This window comes from Mycobacterium sp. E802, assembly GCF_001666875.1.
Classification (GTDB): Bacteria; Actinomycetota; Actinomycetes; order Mycobacteriales; family Mycobacteriaceae; genus Mycobacterium.
The window spans coordinates 92039-111397 of sequence record NZ_LZJD01000015.1 but is presented as its reverse complement, the minus strand read 5'-3'; the positions used below and the strand labels follow the sequence as shown (position 1 = coordinate 111397).

The window sequence follows — 19359 nt, the reverse complement described above, 5'->3', positions numbered from 1 at the left end:
TGACGGGGGCAACACCGCCACCATCACTTGGGCGGGAAGCGCAACGCCCCGTCGAGGCGGATGATCTCGCCGTTGAGGTAGTCGTTTTCGATGATGCTCTGTGCCAGCTGGGCGTATTCGGTCGAGCGGCCCATGCGTTTGGGGAACGGCACCTGCGGTCCCCAGTACTGTTCCAGCTGATCGGCGGCCTTGCCGTAGGCCGGCGTGTTGATCGTGCCCGGCGCGATGGTGCACACCCGAATACCCAACGGCGACAGATCGCGCGCGGCCACCAGCGTCATGCCGAGTACGCCGCCCTTGGCGGCGGAATAGGGCAGCTGACCGATCTGGCCTTCGTAACCGGCGATCGAGGCCGTGTTGACGATGACGCCGCGGCCACCCTCCTCCAACGGCTCGGTCTTGGCGATCGCGGCGGCCGACAACCGCATCACGTTGAACACGGCGGTCAGGTAGAACTCGATCGTCTTCTTGAAGCCGTCGAGGTCCAGCGGGGAGCCGTCCTTACCCACCAGCCGGCCGCCGCTGGCGGGCCCGCCGTGGGTGTCCACCGAGATGCGCAGCGGGCCGAGGGCTTCGGCCTCGGCGATGGCCGCGAGCACCGATTCCTCGGAGGTGGCGTCGGTGCTCACATACCGCACGCCGAGTTCCTTCTCCAGGGCCGCGCCCTTCTCGTCGGCCAGATCCGCGACGACGACCTTCGCGCCCGCGGCCTGGAGACGACGGACAGTTGCTTCCCCCAGGCCACCCGCACCGCCGACGACGATCGCGGAGCTACCGGCGATTTGCATATGGTTCCCCTTCTTGCAACTAGGACTCTCTGGCTGAGAGAATAACATTCTCATATCGTGTTAACCAGGGAGTCGATCAATGCCCGAAGCCGTCATCGTGTCCGCGTTACGCACACCCATCGGTACGGCCAAGAAGGGCACGCTGCGCGACACGGACGCATATACCCTGGCTGATCACGTGGTGCGGGCGGCGTTGGACACCATCCCGGCCGAATTCACCGACCAGATCGACGACCTGATCCTGGGTGAGGGCCTCTACGGCGGCGGCGTCGTCGCGCGCCATGCCGCCATCACCGCCGGGCTCACCACGGTGCCCGGCCTGGCCAACAACCGGCACTGCGCCGCCGGGCAGGCCTCCGTGCAGACTGCGGCCGCCGGCATCCGGGCCGGAATGGACCGGCTGGTCCTGGCTGGTGGGGTGAACTCGGCGTCCACCTCACCGCGCTTCATGCGAGCCGCGAGCAGCGCCAAGGATGCCGAGTGGGTCAACTGGTTCCCGCCCACGCACCCGGACCGGCCCGACGCGCCGAACATGGACATGTCGATCACGGTCGGCTGGAACGCGGCGGTCAAGGCCGACGTGAGCCGTGAGGAGATGGACCAGTGGGCGCTGGAGTCGCATCGCAAGGCCATCGCGGCGATCGATGAGGGTCGGTTCAAGGAGGAGATCGTCGCGATCGATACGCCACACGGCCTGTTCGACACCGATGAGCATCCCCGCCGTGACACCACCTTGGAGAAACTGGCCGCGCTCAAGCCGTTGCATCCCGAGATCCAGGGATTCTCGATCACCGCCGGCAATGCATGCGGTGCCAACGACGCCGCGGCACTGCTGACCATCGCCAGCGACGAGCTCGGCCTACCGGCCCTGGCCACCATCAAATCGTGGGCCTCTGTCGGTGTCGACCCGGCTTCCACCGGACTGGCACCTGTCGAGGCGATCACCAAAGCGCTTGGCCGGGCCGGGCTTTCGCTGACAGACGTCGATCTGTTCGAGATCAACGAGGCCTTCGCCGCGATGTGTGTGGCCACCGTCAAACTGCTCGACATCAATCCCGAGATCGTCAACGTCAGCGGTAGCGGCTGCTCGCTCGGCCATCCGGTGGCGGCCACCGGGGCGCGGATGCTGGCCACCATGGTTCACGAGCTGCGCCGGCGCGGTGGCGGTATCGGTGTGGCCGCGATGTGCGCCGGGGGCGGCATGGGCTCGGCGACGGTCATCGAGGTGCCTTCGCCGTAGTGTCGACCGTAATGACGAATCACAACATCGACGAGCTCATCATCGCCGCCCGCGGCGGATCCCAACGCGCCGTCGGGCGGTTGCTGAGTCTGGTCGAAAGCGACCGCCGCGACGAGGTTCTCGCGGTTCTGGGACCGGCTTCCCCGCGTGTCATCGGCATCACCGGACCACCCGGTGCCGGCAAGTCGACGACGGTCGGGGCGCTCGTCGGGGCCTATCGCGAGCGCGGTCTGCGGGTCGCGGTGCTCGCGGTGGATCCGTCCTCGCCGTACAGCGGCGGCGCCCTGCTGGGCGATCGGATCCGGATGGCCGCCCATATCAACGATCCCGACGTACTCATCCGGTCGGTGGCCACTCGCGGGCATCTCGGTGGCCTGGCCGCCGCCGTGCCCGCGGCGATCCGGCTGTTGGCCGCACTGGCCTATGACCTGATCGTGCTGGAGAGCGTCGGGGTGGGGCAGTCGGAGATCGAGATCGCGGCGATCGCCGACCCGACGGTGGTGATCCTCAACCCCGGCGCCGGTGATGCGGTGCAGGCCGCCAAGGCGGGCCTACTGGAGGTTGCCGATCTGGTGGTGGTCAACAAGGCCGACCGGGACGGCGCCGATCAGACGGTTCGGGACCTGCGGACCGAAGCGAGCGTCCCGGTGCTCAAACTCGTTGCGGCACAAGGTGAGGGTCTGGCCGAACTGGTCGAGGTCATCGACGCGCATCATCGCACCGACACCAGGCAACGGCGCACCGCCCGGGCCCGCACCCAGATCTTGTCCCTGGCACAGACCTTGTTGCGCAATCACGCTGAGTTGGACCGGTTGGCCGCGGCCGTGGCCGACGGCACCACCGATCCGTACACCGCTGCCGAGCAGTTGTTCGCCGACTGACCGGCCGCTCAGCTGACCGACTTGCCCGTCGCCGCCGTATATCCGCTGCGGTAACCGAACACCATCGCCGGGCCCAGGGTGCCACCGGCGCCGCCGTAGGCCTTGCCGGTCACCCCGCCCATGGCGTTGCCCGCGGCGAACAGGCCCGGTATCGGGTCGCCGTTGACGTGTAGCACGCGGCCATCCCGGTCGGTCCGTGGTCCGCCCTTGGTGCCCATTGCGCCGATCTTGACCGGCACCGCGTAGTACGGCGCGGTGTCCAGCGGGCCGAGTGTCTGGCCGGCCGGGGTGGCGGCCGAATTGTCGCCCCAGTAGCCGTCGTACGCACTGGATCCACGACCGAAGTCGGGGTCCACTTCGCGCGAGACGTTGTCGTTCCAACGGCGCAGCGTCTCGGCCAGGCCGTCGGGGTCGATGCCGGTCTTGGTGCCGAGTTCGGCGAGTGAGGCCGATTCGCAGAACCAGTCCGGCACGGTGCCACCCGGTTCCACGCCGAGGAAGCCGTAGCGCTGCAGGTGCAGCGAGTCGAACACGATCCAGGCCGGGTCGTTGGCGTAGCCCAGCTTGGGGTCGAGGTACTGGAAGGCCCCGGCCATGGAGTTGTACTCGCCCGCCTCGTTGAGGAACCTCTTCCCGGCCCGGTTGACGATGACGCTGCGGGGCCGGGTGCGTTCCAGCCGCACGCTGCGGCTGCGCGGATGCCCGTCGATGGTGTCGCCGGGGATCTGCACGATCGGCACCCACCACGCCTCGCCCATGTTCGCCAGGTCGGCCCCGTGGGCCATGGCCATCCGCAGTCCGTCACCGGTGTTGTTCGGCGGGGACACCGCGCCACGCATCGGGCCGCGCAGGTAGGTCTCGACCAGTGTGGCGTCCCACTCGAAGCCGCCGGTGGCCAGCACGACGCCGCTACGGGCGCGGACCCGCACGTCGGCTCCGTCGACACGCAGGCGCACCCCGGCGATTCCCGCGGCGTCACCGATCAGCTCGACCGCGCGGGTTTCGGTGACCGGTTGCACACCGCGCTCGAGCAGGCCGCGTAGCAGGCCGGCGATCAGTGCGGTGCCGGCCACGCAGAGGTCGGCGTCGGGATCGTCGTAGACGGCGTGGATGCGGGCCCGGGTCTCCGCGTCGATGCCGACGTTGCTGAAATCGGCTGGGAAGGAGGTGATCCGGTCTTTCCAGTCGCCGAGTTTGGCCCTGTCCACCGGGCCCGCACTCAGCGAGCGGCCACCCCCGGGGCGCCCACCGGGCAGTTCGGGTTTGTAGTCGGGAAAGCCCTCGGCGACCGCGAAGCGCAGCTCACTGTGTTCCTCGACGAAGTCGAGCATTGGCGCACCGGTTCGCACGAAGGTGTCCACCAGGTCGGCATCCAGGTAGCCGAGTGATTGGGCCTGCAGATACTCGATTGCGTCGGAGACCGGCAGCGGCCCGTCGGCGCTGCGGTCGTGGGCCGGAATCCACACGATGCCGCCGGAGACCGCGGTGGTGCCGCCGACCGTGGGTGCCTTCTCGTAGATCGCCACAGAGGCGCCGTTGACCGAGGCGGTCAACGCCGCGGTGAGACCGGCCCCGCCGCTGCCCAGCACCACGACGTCGACCTCGTCGTCCCAATCGCTCATTGGTTCAAGCCCTTTCAGTACAGGATCCCCGATAGTTCTTTTGCTGCCCGCACCACCGCGTCCTTGCCGCTGCGTACGACGTCTTCGCGGTGGGAGATGAGGTTGATGCAGGTGGGTGGTGACGGCGGACGCCGCCGCACCGGCACCGCCAGGCCGTACGTGTTCGGCTCGATCTCGCCGTGGGTGATCACCCAGCCTTGCTCACGGGTCTGATGGACCAGTTCGCGTTCGCCTGGACGTGGCGGCATGCTCGCCAGCAACGCCACGCCGGCCGCACCGCGATCGAGCGGGTGGCGGCTGCCCTCGTGGAAGGACAGTTGGTAGAACACCTGGGTCGGGACGATGACCGCGACGGCCACCTGTTGATCACCCTCGGCCACCAGGAGTGACACCGTGCTGCCCAGTTCGTCGGCGAGGGCGCGCAGAGTCGGCACACTGAGGGCGCGCATGTTGTTGTCGAAGGACGAACCGAGCGCCGCCAACCCGGCGCCCGGGCGGTAGCGTCCGTCCTCACCCTTAGTCACGTAACGGAATTGGCTCAGTGTGGCCAACAACCGGTAGGCGATCGTGCGATGGGCCCCGACGTGGTCGGCGACCTGTTGAACGGTCAGCCCGGTCGGCGCCGCGGCGATGGCCGCGAGCGCGCTCAGACCCCGCGCCAGCGTCTGTGAACCCGGTGCCCCGGTCGGGGTGCCGTCGGTCTTCGACGGGTCCTGCGGCTGGCTTGCCTTGGCCGGCATCGCGCCCCTCCTTGACAGATAGAACCGCGAGAGTGATGCTCTGATAATAATGCACGTTGATGTGCGATATATGAGCAAAGTGCTTACAAATTCGGAGAACTTCATTCTCCCTACCTCCGGAGAGGGCATCATGACGAGCACTGCCGCCGGGCCGGCATCCGGTTCCGTTTCGGCCACCGAGTACGAGAGCGTCTGGAGCGATCTGCAGGGCGTGGCGTTCTCGCAGGGTTACCTCGATGTGGGCGGGGTTCGCACTCGTTATCTGCACGCCGGTGACCCGAAATCGCCTGTGCTGGTTCTGCTGCACGGGTCGGGCGGTCATGCCGAGGCCTACGTGCGCAACCTGGAGTCCCACGCCGAGCACTTCTCGACATGGTCGATCGACATGCTCGGGCACGGTTACACCGACAAGCCCGGCCACCCGCTGGAGGTGGCGCACTACGTCGATCACCTGATCGGATTTCTCGACACGATCGGTGCGGAGCGCGCCCACATCTCGGGTGAGTCCCTGGGTGGCTGGGTGGCCGCGCGGGCTGCCGCCGATCACCCCGATCGCGTCGAGAGGTTGGTGCTCAACACGGCCGGCGGCTCACAGGCCGACCCCGAGGTGATGAAGCGGATCATCACGCTGTCGATGGCGGCTGCGGAGAACCCGACGTGGGAAACCGTGCAGGCCCGCATCAAGTGGTTGATGGCCGACAAGACAAAGGATTACGACGACATCGTGGCCTCTCGGCAGGCCGTGTACCGTCAGCCCGGCTTCGTCGCCGCGATGAGCGACATCATGGCCCTGCAGGACCCCGAGATCCGGGCCCGGAACCTGCTGGGGGAGAAGGAATTCGGCTCGATCACCGCGCCCACCCTGGTCTTGTGGACCAGTGACGATCCGACCGCCGACGTCAGCGAGGGCCGGCGCATCGCCTCGATGATCCCCGGTGCACGATTCGAGGTGATGCCCGACTGTGGGCACTGGCCGCAGTACGAGGACCCCGAGACGTTCAACCGGCTGCATCTGGACTTCCTGCTGGGGCGCGTCTCGTGACCGACCAACGGGTCGACGTCGTCATCGTCGGGGCCGGGCCGGTAGGTCTTACCCTCGCGAACATCCTTGGTATCAAAGGTGTTCGGACCCTGGTCGTGGAGGAACGTGACACCCTCATCGACTATCCGCGCGGCGTCGGGCTGGACGACGAATCGCTGCGTACCTTCCAGTCCATCGGACTGGTCGAGGCGATCCTGCCGCACACCGTGCCCAACCAGATCTTGCGCTTCTATGACGGCAATCGTCGGCTGCTGGCCGAGATGGCGCCTCCGGACGCGCGATTCGGCTGGCCCAAACGCAACGGGTTCGTCCAGCCGCTGGTCGACGCGCAGCTGCTGGCCGGGCTGGACCGGTTCGAGCACGTGCAGGTGGCCTGGGGACGGCGGATGGAGTCGGCCGCCGAGTCGGCCGACGGGGTCACCGTCGCGTTCGGTCCGGATGTGCCTGCGGTACAGGCGCAGTACGTCATCGGGTGCGACGGCGGGCGCAGTGCCACGCGCCGCCTCATGGGGGTGTCGTTCGACGGCACCACGTCGGCCACCCGCTGGGTGGTCGTCGATCTGGCCAACGATCCGCTCGGACATCCCAACAGCGAGGTCGGCGCCGACCCGGACCGGCCGTATGCCTCGATCTCCATCGCGCACGGCATCCGCAGATTCGAGTTCATGATCCACGCCGACGAAACCGACGAGCAGGCCGAGGATCCCGAGTTCGTCGCCCGCCTGCTGGCACCGTTCGTGCCGCATCCGGACAAGGTGGACGTCATCCGGCGCCGGGTCTACACCCACCATTCCCGGATTGCCGGCAACTTCCGCAAGGGCCGATTCCTGCTGGCCGGCGACGCCGCGCATCTCATGCCGGTGTGGCAGGGGCAGGGATACAACAGCGGGATCCGGGATGCGGCCAATCTCGGCTGGAAGCTGGCCGCCGTGATCAACGGCCAGGCCGGGGACGCTCTGCTCGACAGTTACGACATCGAGCGGCGCAAGCACGCCCGGGCGATGATCGACCTGTCCACTCTGGTGGGCCGGGTCATCTCGCCGACCAACCGCAAGGTCGCGGTGTTGCGGGACAAGCTGATTCGCGGTGCCTCGGTGGTGCCGGCGCTCAAGCGGTATGTGCTGGAGATGCGGTTCAAGCCCATGCCGCGCTACGACCAGGGCGCGGTCTACCACCCTAAGCCGCCGACGGCGGACTCACCGGCGGGCACGTTGTTCATCCAGCCGCGGGTGGACACCCGCGAGCAGTCCAACGTGCTGCTCGACGACGTGATCGGGCTGAACTTCGCCGTGCTGTGCTGGAACAACAACCCTCGCGCGCTTCTCGGCGAGGAGGCCTTCGGGCGGTGGAAAGCGTTGGGCGCGAGGTTCATCGCCGCCCGACCGCAGACCCAGCTGTTCTGGACCGGACACGACCCCGACGACGATGACGTGGTCATCGTGGGGGACCGTGCCGGAGCACTCAAATCGTGGTTCGACGGGCACACCGAATCGGTCCTGGTGCTGCGGCCGGACCGGTGCATCGCCGGGGCCGACATCGCTCAACGCGCCCCCGAACTCAGTACCGCCCTGTTCGAGGTTCTGCACGTGGAGGGAGGAATGAACGGTGCCAGTAGCCCTGTGCTGTATGTCCCACAGCCCACTGCTGAATCTTCCGGGACCGTCAGCTGACCTCCTCGGTGAGATCAGAGCTGCGGTCGCCGATGCTCGTGAATTCGTGGCGGAGTACGACCCGGAGCTGGTGGTCACCTTTTCCCCCGACCACTACAACGGGTTCTTCTACCGGTTGATGCCGCCGTTCTGCATCGGCACCTCCGCGGCCGGGGTGGGCGATTACGGGACGCACGAAGGTGCGCTCGACGTCGCCGGCGACATCGCCCAGCAGTGTGCCGAGGCAGTGTGGGAGCAGGGCGTCGACATCGCGATCTCGACGAGCATGGACGTCGACCACGGCACCGTGCAGCCCTTGCAGGAACTGTTCGGTGCGGCGACCGCGCGCCCGATCGTGCCGATCTTCATCAACTCGGTCGCCACGCCGCTCGGTCCGCTGTCGCGATCCCGTGCGCTCGGCGCCGCCGTCGGTGCTTATCTGGCCACCCTCGACAAGCGGGTACTGGTGCTGGGTTCCGGTGGACTCTCGCATGATCCGCCGGTGCCGACGCTGGCCACCGCACCGCCGGCGGCGCTGGACCGCATCGTGCACGGTGTCCCGATGACCACCGAGCAACGGATGGCCCGCCAAACCGCCGTGAGCCAGGCCGCTCATGACTTCGCCCGCGGTGACAGCGCGCTGCGGCCGCTGAACCCCGAATGGGACCACGGCCTGCTGGAGATCTTCGACGAGGGCCGACTGACCGACCTGGACGGCTGGTCCAACAGCTTCATCGCCACCGAAGGGGGCAATTCGGCACACGAAATCCGGACCTGGGTAGCCGCTTTCGCGGCGTTGGCAGCCAACGGGCCGTACCGGACCGGGAACCACTTCTACCGGGCGGCACCGGAATTGATCGCAGGATTCGCAATCAGGACGGCGGTGGGAATCGCAGTATGACCTCAGACACCATGACATTTGACAAGACAGTCGACGTGCTCGTCGTCGGCTCCGGGGGCGGCGGCATGACGGCGGCGCTGACCGCCGACGCAGCCGGCCTCGACACGCTCGTCGTCGAAAAGTCCTCTTACTTCGGAGGGTCCACCGCCCTGTCGGGAGGTGGGATCTGGGTACCTGGGGCCCCGTCACAGCGCCGAGCCGGCTACGTGCCGTCGCCGGATGGGGTGTTCGACTACCTCAAGCAGATCACCGAGGGCACCGTCAGCGACGCCCGTCTGCGCAAGTATGTCGAGGCCGCGCCGGAGATGATGGACTTTCTCGAGCGCAACAGCGACTGGTTCGAGTTCGTCTGGAAGCCCGGCTATGCCGACTACTACCCCGAACTGCCCGGCGGCTCCCCACAGGGCAGCACCATCAACGTCCCGGCCATCGACCTGCGCAAGCTCGGCGAGCACGAACAGGAATTGCTCGCGCCCCTGGCGTTGGCACCCAAGGGAATCTGGTTCGCTCCCAAGGATCTTCGGCTCTTCTACCAGATCCGGCAGAACTGGCGCGGCAAGGCAGTGCTGCTGAAGTTGATCTGGCGGATGGTACGGGCCCGGGTGTTCGGTGACCGGATGGCCGCCATCGGCCAGTCCTTGGCCGCCCGGATGCGCTTGGCACTCAAACAACATGACATCCCGCTATGGCTGGACGCTCCGATGACCTCCCTGATCACCGACTCCGACGGCGCGGTGGTGGGCGCAGTCGTCGAAAAGGACGGGCGCCCGGTCAAGATCCGGGCCACCGGCGGAGTCATCTTGGCCTCTGGTGGTTTCGACCATGACATGGCCTGGCGCAAGGAGCACCTGCCGGTGCTGGAGAAGGACTGGAGTTTCGGCAACCCGGCAGCCACCGGCGACGGTATCCGGGCCGGCGAAAAGGTCGGCGGTGCCACCGATTTGCTCGACGAGGCGTGGTGGTTCCCGGCCATCTGCTGGCCCGACGGCCGGCTGCAGTTCATGCTCAACGAGCGCATGATGCCGTCGCAGTTCGTGGTCAACGGGGACGGTAAGCGGTTCATCAACGAGGCTGCGCCGTACATGGATTTCGCTCACGCCATGATCAAGGGACAGCAATCGGGCACCACCCACATCCCGTGCTGGTTGATCACCGACATCGACTCGTTCCACCGGTATGTGGTGGCCGGTCACCTGCCCATCCCCAAGATTCCGTTCGCGCCGGTTCCCACCGGCCGCAAGGTGCCTGCAGCCTGGCTGGATTCCGGCGTCGTGGTCGAGGCGCACAGCTGGGATGAGCTGGCCGGCAAGATCGGCGTGCCCGCGCAGAATCTGCGGTCCACCGCCGAGCGGTTCAACCAGTTGGCGCACACCGGGCACGACGACGACTTCAACCGCGGCGACAGCGCCTACGACAACTATTACGGCGACCCGACTTTGCCGAATCCCAACCTGCGTCCACTCGGCAAGCCGCCGTACTACGCCTTTCAGATCATTCTCGGCGACCTCGGGACATCGGGTGGCCTACGCACCGACGAGCAGGCGCGGGTGCTGCGCGCCGACGAGACCGTGATCAGCGGCTTGTACGCGGTGGGCAACGTCTCGGCGGCGGTGATGGGCCGCAGCTACGCCGGTGCGGGGGCGACGATAGGCCCGGCCATGACATTCGGGTACGTCGCCGCCAGACACATCGCCGGCCAGACCGCCGCCAACCAACACGTCCAGGACACCGTCAGCAATCCCTCAGGAGGAAACCGATGAAGATCTCGCTGTTCTACGAGTTCCCGCTGCCCCGGCCGTGGTCGGAGGACGACGAACATCAGCTGTTCCAGCACGGCCTGACCGAGGTGGAGGCTGCCGACAAGGCCGGGTTTTCCACCGTCTGGCTCACCGAGCATCACTTCCTGGAGGAGTACTGCCACTCCACGGCTCCGGAGATGTTCCTGGCCGCAGCCAGCCAGCGCACCAAGGACATTCGGCTCGGTTTCGGTGTCATGCACCTGCCGCCGCCGATCAACCACCCGGCCCGCATCGCCGAGCGGGTCGCCACCTTGGACCACCTGTCCAACGGGCGCGTGGAGTTCGGCACCGGCGAGGGCTCCTCGGTGGCCGAGTTGGGCGGCTTCGACATCGACCCGGCGGACAAGCGCACGATGTGGGAGGAAGCTCTTGAGGTTTCGATCCGCTGTATGACCGAGGCCCCGTTCACCGGTTTCAAGGGCGAGCATGTCGAGATGCCGGCCCGCAACGTGATCCCCAAGCCACTGCAGAAGCCGCACCCGCCGGTCTGGGTGGCGTGCACCCGCCCGTCGTCGGTGCAGATGGCCGCGCAGAAGGCAATCGGTGCCTTGAGCTTCGCCTACACCGGACCCGAAGCGCTCAAGGAGCGAGTCGACGGCTACTACAAGGAATTCGAAGAGCAGGGCGCCCCGGTCACCCCGGCGATCAACCCCAACATCCTGGCGATCGGCGGTGACCTGTCGATGATGGTGGCGCGCTCCGACGAGGAGGCGCTCAAGCGGCTCGGAATCGGTGGTGGGTTCTTCTCCTTCGGGATCATGCACTACTACCTGACCGGTATGCACACCCCCGGCCGCACCAAGGTGTGGGAGCGTTACGAGCAGGCCGTCAAGGAAGATCCGACGCTGGCCTATGGTCCCGGCCGCGGCGCCATCGGTTCGCCCGACACCGTGCGCGAATTCCTGCGGGCCTATGAGGCCAGCGGGGTCGACGAGATCATCCTGCTGCTCAACCCGCGCAGCCACGAGGGCACCATGGAGTCCATCGAGATCATGGGCAAGGAGATCCTGCCCGAGTTCATCGAGCGAGACGCAAAAGCTGTGGCAGACAAGGCGAAGCGGCTGGAGCCGGTGATCGAGAAGGTCGAATCGCGCCGCCGGCCGTCGGATGCCCCGCTGTTCGATGAGACCTATGCCTTCGGTGGTCTGCCGACCGGTCGCGACAAGTTCACCGCCGGTGAGATCCCCGAGGCGATGGCCGAGATCAACGAGGGCCGGGTCAAGGCAGCCCAGGCGGAGAAGGCTTCTCGAGAGTCTGCCGGCTGACCGTGCCCCTGCTGAGCGATCTGGTGCGCTATGACGGTAAGCACGTCGTGGTCACCGGCTGCGGATCGGGCATCGGTGCCGAGACCACCCGGGCATTGGGGGAACTCGGCGCCCGGGTGACGGGTCTGGACCTCCGGCCACCCGATCACCTGCCCGACGAGTTCATCGAATTGGACCTGGCCGACCCGGATTCCGTCGACCGCGCCGCCGGGGCCGTCGACGGGTCGGTGGACGCGCTGTTCAACGTGGCCGGGGTGTCCTCGGGTATCGGTGATCCGCTGCTGGTGGTGCGGATCAACTTCCTGGGAACGCGGCAGTTCACCGAGGCCATCGACATCGCCGACGGCGGGTCGATCACCTCGGTGTCCTCGTTGGCGGCATCGGGGTATCGCGACAACGTCGCTGTCACAGCAGGTCTGGTGAAGACCGCTTCCGTCGAGGAGGGATTGCGGTGGTGCGCCGAGCATCCCGAGGCACTCGCTGACGGCGGCTACCGACTGTCCAAGGAGGCGATGATCCTCTACGGGATGCGCCGGGTCGGCGAACTCGGCGCGCGCGGCATCCGGATCAACTGCACCGCGCCCGGGGTGACCGAGACGCCGATCCTCGACCAGTTGCGTTCGGCCTACGGTCAGCACTATCTCGATTCGTTCACCACCCCGCTGGGCCGCAATTCCGAAGCGGCCGAGCAGGCTTCGTTGTTGGTGTTCCTGGGCAGTGCAGCGGCCAGCTACGTCACCGGGCAGGTGATCTGGGCCGATGGCGGCATTCTGGCCCAGCGGCAGGCTGATCTGTTCGATGCTGGAGTCGACACCGAGCAGAGGAGTTGAGCGTGGCCGGGACGATGAGCGACTTTCGGAAGGTCGCCGACGACGTGCGCAACTGGGGACGTTGGGGCGATGCCGACGAGCTGGGCACGCTGAATCTGATCACCGCTGACAAGGTCGCCGAGGGTGCGTCGCTGGTCAAGCAGGGCAAGGTGTTCGCGCTCGGCGGCGACTTCTCCTCGGCCGGGCCGCAGGGGGCGTTCCAGTTCCGGCAGAACCCGACGCATGTGATGACCGTCGACGGCGGTGATGCCAACACGCTGGCGCAGTACGGACCGCAGTGGTTGCGTAATTCGGTGGCCCATCAGGTCAGCGAATTCTTCGTGGACAACCCGTTTCGGTTCAACGACGACATGATCGTGATGCCACTGCAGGCCGCCACGCAGTGGGATGCGTTGTCGCACGTCTACTACGAAGACAAGCTCTACAACGGATTCCCGGCCGATTCGGTGACCAGTTTCGGGGCCTTCCACTGCGGAATCGACAAGGTGGACGGCAAGGGCATCACCTCCCGGGGCGTGCTGCTGGATGTGGTCCGTCACCGCGGTGCCGAGCAGTTCCTGGAACCGGGCAATCCGATCACGCCGGCCGAGCTCGATGACGTGGCCAACGCGCAGGGCGTGGCGATCACTCCGGGCGACATCGTCGTCGTGCACACGGGTTGGTGGACACGGTTTCTGACCAACGGGGACGGTACCGAGCCCGGGTCTGGACTGGATTGGCGTTGCGCGTCGTGGCTGCACGACCACGAGGTGGCGGCGGTGGCCGCCGATAATTTGATGGTCGAGGATCCCGACCCGGCCAACGGGGTCGAGGGCACATTCCTGCCGATGCACATGCTCTGCCTGCGCGATATGGGTCTGATGCTCGGCGAATACTGGGATCTGGGCGCATTGGCGGCCGACTGTGCGACCGACGGGGTTTACGAATTCCAGCTCATCGCCCCGCCGCTGCGCGTCACCGGTGCTGTCGGTTCGCCGGTGAATCCCGTTGCGATCAAATGAGGAAGTATGACGTCAACTGAGAAAGTGCCCTTCGTCGTCGGGCTCGGTGGCACGCTGCGCGCCGATTCATCGACCGAGCGGGCCGTGCGGTACTGCCTGGAATCGGTGCAGCGGCAAGGTGGTCGGACCCGGATGTTCGCCGGACCGGACCTCGACCTGCCGATGTACGCCCCGCATTCGCTGGAGCGCACCCCCGCGGCGTTGGAATTCGTCTCGGCGCTTCGCGACGCCGATGCGGTGGTGGTGGGCTCACCCGGCTATCACGGCGCGATCTCCGGTCTGGTGAAGAACGCGCTGGACTACATCGAGGATCTGCGCGAGGACCCGCGGGTCTATCTGGACAACACCCCGTGGGGCTGCATCAGCTGTGCCTACGGCTGGCAGGCCGCGGTGGGCACGCTGGGGCAGTTGCGTTCGATCGGTCATGCGCTGCGCGCCTGGCCCACGCCACTGGGCGTGGCGATCAACTCCGCAGACCAGATCTGGGACGAGTCAGGCGCATTGGCCGACGGTCCGGTGCGCAGCCAACTCGACATGCTTGCTACGCAGCTGCTGACATTTGGCCGGTCGGGTGGGGCGGCGCAGTGACGTCCTCGGCAAGGTAAGAGAGATCGTTTGGCACGCGATCCCGTTTGCCCCTCCGGCCGCTGGTTGCTGTCGTAAGCCTTTGCTTTCGCCGCGGCCCCGACGTTCTGGCTGGTGATTGGTGCGTTGGAGGCACCCTCGCCGGGTGTACTGTTTGCGTATACCTGGGTTGCTGGTGGGGGTCTAGCGATGTCAAAGCCAAACGAACCGTTGCAGGTCGATCCCGCCGAGCTTCGTGTAGCTGCGGAGCAGTTGGATGGGCAGGCCAGTAGCTTCGCCGAGAAGCACCAGAGCGCGCATGCTCGGGTTGGCGGGACAGCGTTGGGGTCGGGGCAGGCCGCCGCTGCGTTGCCCCAGCTGCTCTCGTCGTGGGAGGAGCAGGGCGTGCAGTTCGGGGCGCAATTCACCCGACACTCCGAGGGGCACCGCCAAGCGGCCGCCGGATATGACACGACCGACGAAACCGCCGCCGCGGGGATTGACGATGAAGGCTCGGAGTTGTGAGGAACCTGGGTGGCGCTAACGCTGCGAGAGCTCCTCTTCTTGCCTCCTGAGATCGCTGAGTTGGCCAGGGGCACCCGTGAAATGGCTGACAATCACTCGAACTCGTCGGAGTTTTACCGGTCGCTGGCGACGATGTCGACATGGCAGGGCCAGGCTGCGGGTGCGGCCATGAATTCGATGTTGATGATCGCTGGACTGCACGAGGTTGCCTCGGGGCAACTGAAGACTGCGGCAGCTGCGATGGACCGCTGTGAGACTGACGCCGAGGCCGTCGCTAATGATGTTCGCGACCTGTTGAATTACGCCGCTGAAGCACCCGGAGTTCAGGTGAACACGGACACCAATCAGTTGACGCCACCGGATACGACGCACCTCGATGCCGAGTCGGCACAGAAAGTCGCGGACAAGGTCGCCGACCTGGAAGCGCGCATAGCGAAGGCTCTGGCCGCTGGAGCTTCAGTCGATGGTGACCTGGCACAGGCCATTGCGACCGCTACGGGAGTCCCCGCCGGGGACACGCCGACTTCCCTGCAAGATCTTTTGTTGCCGGGCATGTCTGACAACGGACCGTTGGCGGAGGGCGAAGTCCGCAATCTTGGCCCTGTGGCGGGGACGGGTGCATACCCCGGGATCCCTGGTATCGGGGCCGCCGATCTCGGCGAAATTATCGAATTGCCAAATGGCCAGAAGATCGCGATATTCGGCGATTCGTATACAGGCGACAAGCAGGGTGATGGCACCCATTACCCGTCGGTCGCGGTGCCGGTCACTTTCGACGCACAAGGGCGTCCACAGTTCGGCAAGCCAATCACTGGACCGGATGGCAGTCCCAACGTGTTGTTCCCTCTACCGAAGGCGGTGGCTGAGGCGGGCGCGAACAATGCGTTGCCTTCGGGAAGCATCCAGATGCGCGACGGACGCACGGTCATGATGGTGGTCGGTACCAATACCAACGAAGGTCTGGCCCCTAAGGGCGGCTCGTGGTTGGTGGAGGTCAACAAGGGCACCGACCTCTCGAACGGACGGGGACTGGTTCCCGTCGATGTTCCTGGCGGTAAGGACTCGTGGAAGCCATGGGAATCTGCTCCCGCTCCGCTGCCGAACGACCCGAACCATCGGGCGAGTGCGCCAGGGAGCGCTCCTTCCCAGATCAGCGGGTTCGAGGCCGATGACGGCAATGTCTACATCGCCGCTGATACCTTTGACCGCAACCAGGGCGTCACCATGTATCGGGTTGACGCGGATCAAGTTACGGACCGCGATGCCTGGCAGCCGTGGACGGGGCAGGATTGGGGCCAACCGGGACAGCAAGCCGTAGACGTTAGCCGTGGTCAAGCGTTCGGCGAACTTAGCTTTCGTGAAGTTGAAGGGAAACCCGTTCTATCCGGATTCAATGCAACTACCGGAGACGTCGAGGTTCGGGTTGGTGAAACACCTGCCGGAATATTTTCCGCCCCAGCTACCACCGTCGCAGAAGGCGGTCGCTGGGGCGAGGTCGGCAAGGTACCGCAGAACTATGGCGGTTACATCATGCCTGGCGCAACTCTAAATGACATGGGCGTACTGGTCAGTCAATGGAATACGGACACAGGCAGCCCATATACTGTCGGGGAGTTCAGGGTGAATCCTAAACAATGACCGCTACGGCTTTGAAGTAATCCGCCTTGATAGGAAACAAATGATTCCAAAGATGGCCGCCGTCGCTGCAGGAGTTATGAGTGTCTACCTAAGCGCGTGTACCGCACAGGCCGACTCGCCAAAGTTCCCTGACATCAGCGGCTACGTCCCGGTTAACGCTCAGGAATACGAGATAGACACCTCCACGCCTGGTATGCCCGCTGGTCAGGTCTTTTTCCTGACGCCGGATGGGATACCGTGCACGTTCCTTTCCGGGGCGGTGGGATGTACTGGAGGCAACCTCCCTGGAATTCAGGAAAAAGATAAGAACCCGTACACGTACATTGATACAGCCGTCGGCGTACAACGTGCCGGCTCGACACCGTATGAGAACGGTACGGTGCGTGACCATCCGATAAAGGAACTTCCGCCCTATCACTCCATCACGGTGGGAGGGGCGACATGTGGCGTGGATGATAAGGGTACAACCGCATGCAAAGACTCGGAGGGCCGTGGCTTTATTTTGTCATCGACTTGGTCGGGCTGGCTGCCAAAAGTGTGAGACGTCAAATAGTTTGTGACCGCGTCACAGACGGTGTCAATCGTGTGGGCGTCGCCTGCGTGGGGATCGCAGCCCTCGGAACTTTCGCCGTAGCTACGGTTGGCACTGGTGGAGCGCAGGCCGGCTTGCCGAAGTTTCCTAACATCGGCACCTACGCTCCGGCCGACGCTGGTGAATATGCGGTGGATGCCATGACGCCTGGCAGGCCCTCTACGCAGGTGTATTTCCGTACGCCCGACGGTGTTTCCTGCAACTTTCTATCGGGACAGGCGCAGTGCATCGGAAACGATCTGCCTGGTATTCCGCCTGCGTCTCCAACGTCAAACGGCGGACCTCGTGTCAATTGGATCGGCACAGCGTCGGGATTGAAATTCGTCGTTCCATCGGATGACCGCTCTGCTGCGATCAAGACACTTCCTGCTATGCATTCGATCGCCGTCGATGGGGTGATCTGCGGAGTGGACGGTTCAGGAACTACGGCGTGCAAAGACCCGCAGGGTCGCGGTTTCATCCTGTCGACCACGTGGTCGGGATGGCTGCCAAAGGTATGACAGGTGGCCCTGCCGATGAGGCTTGACGGAGCCGGCGAGTAACCGTCTGATCGTTACTAAGCGCTCTGGTCAATTCATAAGCTGGAGAATGCTGTTCTCTAAATCGGAAAACGACAGTATCGTGTGGCCGTGGACTTCACCCGCAAGAGCATCGACGTCGACGGCCTGACCACCAGCTACCTCGAAGCCGGGCAGGGTGACCCGGTTGTCCTGCTGCACGGCGGTGAGTTCGGCGCCGGCGCCGAACTCGGCTGGGAGCACGTCATCGGTGCGCTGGCCGAGCATTACCGGGTGCTCGCGCCGGATATGTTGGGCTTCGGTGAGAGCGCCAAGGTCGTCGACTTCACCGACGGCCGCGGCATGCGAATCCGTCACATCGGGCGGTTCTGTGCCGAACTCGGCGTCGCCTCAGCACATTTCGTCGGCAACTCGATGGGCGCGATCAACCTGCTCGTCGACATGACATCGGAGGCTCCGCGGCTCCCGGTGCGATCACTCACCGCGATCTGCGGGGGAGGGGAGATCCAGCGCAACGAGCATTCGGCCGCGCTGTACGACTACGACGCCACGTTGGAGGGGATGCGACGCATCGTCACCGCACTGTTCGCCGATCCGGCCTACCCGGCCGACGAGGCCTACGTGAAGCGGCGCTACGAGTCCAGCGTCGCGCCGGGAGCGTGGGAATCCTTGGCAGCGGCCCGCTTTCGGCGGCCGGGCCTTGAGGCGCCGGCGACACCGTCGTCGAAACGTGCCTATGACCGGATCGGTGTGCCGACCATGATCATCGAGGGGGATCGTGACAAGCTGCTGCCGTCCGGTTGGGCCGCCGACATCGCCGGGCAGATCGCCGGCGCGCGTAGTGCGGTGATCGCCGGCGCCGGACACTGTCCGCAGATCGAACAACCGGCCGCGCTCGTCGCGGTACTGCTGGAATTCCTGAAAGAGGTGCGATGAACGAACTGGCCGGAAAAGTCACCGTGGTCACCGGCGGGGCGTCGGGTCTCGGTGAGGGCCTGGTGCGGCGGTTCGCCGCCGAGGGCGCGCGGGTGGTGATCGGCGACATTGATGAGGAGCGCGGCAAAGCGCTGGCCGACGAACTCGGCGAGAGCGCGCGGTTCCTGGCTACCGATGTCGCCGACATCGAGCAGGTGGGCGCCCTGGTGTCGACCGCGGTGGACACCTTCGGCGGTCTGGACGTGATGGTGAACAACGCCGGGGTCTCGGGCCGGATGCACCGGCGGTTCCTCGATGACGACCTGGCCGATTTCGACACCGTGATGCGGGTCAACGTGCGGGCCGTCATGGCCGGGACCCGTGACGCCGCGCGGTACATGGCCGAGCACGGCGGTGGATCGATCCTCAACCTGACCTCGATCGGTGGGATCCAGGCCGGCGGCGGCGTGATGACCTATCGGGCGTCCAAGGCCGCGGTCATCCAATTCACCAAGTCCGCGGCGATCGAGTTGGCGCACTACGAGATCCGGGTCAACGCCATCGCGCCGGGCAACATCCGCACCGCGATCGTGGCCAAGTCGGCCTCGCCGGAAGAGCGGGAGCGCATCGAGGAGTTCGAGGCCGGGATTCGGGCTCAGATGCGCAACGATCGTCCCCTCAAGCGGGAGGGCACGGTCGAGGATGTGGCCGAGGCGGCACTGTATTTCGCCACCGACCGTTCGCGGTATGTCACCGGTACCGTGCTGCCGATCGACGGGGGCACCGTCGCGGGCAAGGTCATCGTCCGCAAGCCCAAGAGTTAGCCTCGCTGAGCCCCGAAGAAGCCGC

The 19359-nt window shown here is 65.8% G+C and carries 18 protein-coding genes; 15 read left to right on the top strand and 3 right to left on the bottom strand.

What is annotated here, in order from left to right; all coding sequences use genetic code 11:
• Nucleotides 1-23: 23 nt before the first annotated feature.
• Nucleotides 24-788: an SDR family NAD(P)-dependent oxidoreductase gene (locus A5699_RS02750; RefSeq protein WP_067764978.1), complete on the bottom strand. Its 765-nt coding sequence runs from the start codon at nt 786-788 to the stop codon at nt 24-26.
• A 79-nt stretch (nt 789-867) separates the two neighbouring features.
• Here A5699_RS02750 and A5699_RS02745 point away from each other — a divergent pair, with 79 nt between their 5' ends.
• The gene (locus tag A5699_RS02745) at nt 868-2028 is read left to right on the top strand and encodes a thiolase family protein (RefSeq protein ID WP_067764975.1); all 1161 of its coding nucleotides are present in this window, start codon (nt 868-870) and stop codon (nt 2026-2028) included.
• A gap of 11 nt (nt 2029-2039) precedes the next feature.
• A complete protein-coding gene (meaB, locus tag A5699_RS02740; protein ID WP_067764972.1) occupies nt 2040-2909 on the top strand; it encodes a methylmalonyl Co-A mutase-associated GTPase MeaB in 870 nt (289 codons plus the stop codon).
• 8 nt (nt 2910-2917) lie between these two features.
• Here the strand turns inward: meaB and A5699_RS02735 are convergent, their stop codons facing one another.
• Both A5699_RS02735 and A5699_RS02730 read right to left on the bottom strand, forming a co-directional pair.
• Nucleotides 2918-4531: an FAD-dependent oxidoreductase gene (locus tag A5699_RS02735; protein WP_067764969.1), complete on the bottom strand. Its 1614-nt coding sequence runs from the start codon at nt 4529-4531 to the stop codon at nt 2918-2920.
• Nucleotides 4532-4545: 14 nt separating this feature from the next.
• Entirely contained in the window at nt 4546-5271 is a 726-nt protein-coding gene (locus tag A5699_RS02730) for an IclR family transcriptional regulator (protein WP_067764966.1), read from the bottom strand.
• Between the two features lie 130 nt (nt 5272-5401).
• On the opposite strand from A5699_RS02730, the gene A5699_RS02725 reads away from it, so the two are divergent.
• The 13 genes from A5699_RS02725 (at nt 5402) to A5699_RS02670 (ending at nt 19334) form a co-directional block, all read left to right on the top strand.
• Entirely contained in the window at nt 5402-6313 is a 912-nt protein-coding gene (locus A5699_RS02725; protein ID WP_067764963.1) for an alpha/beta fold hydrolase, read from the top strand.
• Nucleotides 6310-7983: a bifunctional 3-(3-hydroxy-phenyl)propionate/3-hydroxycinnamic acid hydroxylase gene (locus A5699_RS02720; RefSeq protein ID WP_067764960.1), complete on the top strand. Its 1674-nt coding sequence runs from the start codon at nt 6310-6312 to the stop codon at nt 7981-7983. The genes A5699_RS02725 and A5699_RS02720 overlap by 4 nt, the downstream gene beginning before the upstream one ends.
• Nucleotides 7940-8863, top strand: a complete 924-nt coding sequence (locus tag A5699_RS02715; protein ID WP_067764957.1) for a 3-carboxyethylcatechol 2,3-dioxygenase — start codon at nt 7940-7942, stop codon at nt 8861-8863. The genes A5699_RS02720 and A5699_RS02715 overlap by 44 nt, the downstream gene beginning before the upstream one ends.
• Nucleotides 8864-8874: 11 nt before the next feature.
• On the top strand, nt 8875-10623 hold the full coding sequence (locus tag A5699_RS02710; RefSeq protein ID WP_067765067.1) for an FAD-binding protein: 1749 nt from the start codon (nt 8875-8877) through the stop codon (nt 10621-10623).
• Nucleotides 10620-11927 (top strand): LLM class flavin-dependent oxidoreductase, encoded by a 1308-nt coding sequence (locus A5699_RS02705; RefSeq protein ID WP_067764954.1) that lies wholly within the window; start codon nt 10620-10622, stop codon nt 11925-11927. The genes A5699_RS02710 and A5699_RS02705 overlap by 4 nt, the downstream gene beginning before the upstream one ends.
• 2 nt (nt 11928-11929) lie before the next feature.
• Nucleotides 11930-12757 carry a coniferyl-alcohol dehydrogenase gene (locus tag A5699_RS02700; RefSeq protein ID WP_067764952.1) on the top strand — a complete coding sequence of 276 codons (828 nt, stop codon included), beginning with the start codon at nt 11930-11932 and terminating at the stop codon, nt 12755-12757.
• Between the two features lie 14 nt (nt 12758-12771).
• Nucleotides 12772-13758, top strand: coding sequence for a cyclase family protein (locus tag A5699_RS02695; RefSeq protein ID WP_142253741.1), 987 nt, complete (start codon nt 12772-12774; stop codon nt 13756-13758).
• A 6-nt stretch (nt 13759-13764) separates the two neighbouring features.
• Nucleotides 13765-14346 carry an NADPH-dependent FMN reductase gene (locus A5699_RS02690; protein WP_067764946.1) on the top strand — a complete coding sequence of 194 codons (582 nt, stop codon included), beginning with the start codon at nt 13765-13767 and terminating at the stop codon, nt 14344-14346.
• Between the two features lie 186 nt (nt 14347-14532).
• A complete protein-coding gene (locus A5699_RS02685; protein WP_067764943.1) occupies nt 14533-14847 on the top strand; it encodes a WXG100 family type VII secretion target in 315 nt (104 codons plus the stop codon).
• An 81-nt stretch (nt 14848-14928) separates the two neighbouring features.
• Nucleotides 14929-16485, top strand: a complete 1557-nt coding sequence (locus tag A5699_RS02680) for a DUF4185 domain-containing protein (RefSeq protein WP_082957542.1) — start codon at nt 14929-14931, stop codon at nt 16483-16485.
• Between the two features lie 52 nt (nt 16486-16537).
• Nucleotides 16538-17026 carry a hypothetical protein gene (locus A5699_RS28325; protein ID WP_142253742.1) on the top strand — a complete coding sequence of 163 codons (489 nt, stop codon included), beginning with the start codon at nt 16538-16540 and terminating at the stop codon, nt 17024-17026.
• Between the two features lie 680 nt (nt 17027-17706).
• Nucleotides 17707-18531 carry an alpha/beta fold hydrolase gene (locus A5699_RS02675; protein WP_082957541.1) on the top strand — a complete coding sequence of 275 codons (825 nt, stop codon included), beginning with the start codon at nt 17707-17709 and terminating at the stop codon, nt 18529-18531.
• The gene (locus A5699_RS02670) at nt 18528-19334 is read left to right on the top strand and encodes an SDR family NAD(P)-dependent oxidoreductase (protein WP_067764934.1); all 807 of its coding nucleotides are present in this window, start codon (nt 18528-18530) and stop codon (nt 19332-19334) included. Before A5699_RS02675 ends, A5699_RS02670 begins: the two co-directional genes overlap by 4 nt.
• The last annotated feature ends 25 nt before the right edge of the window (nt 19335-19359 follow it).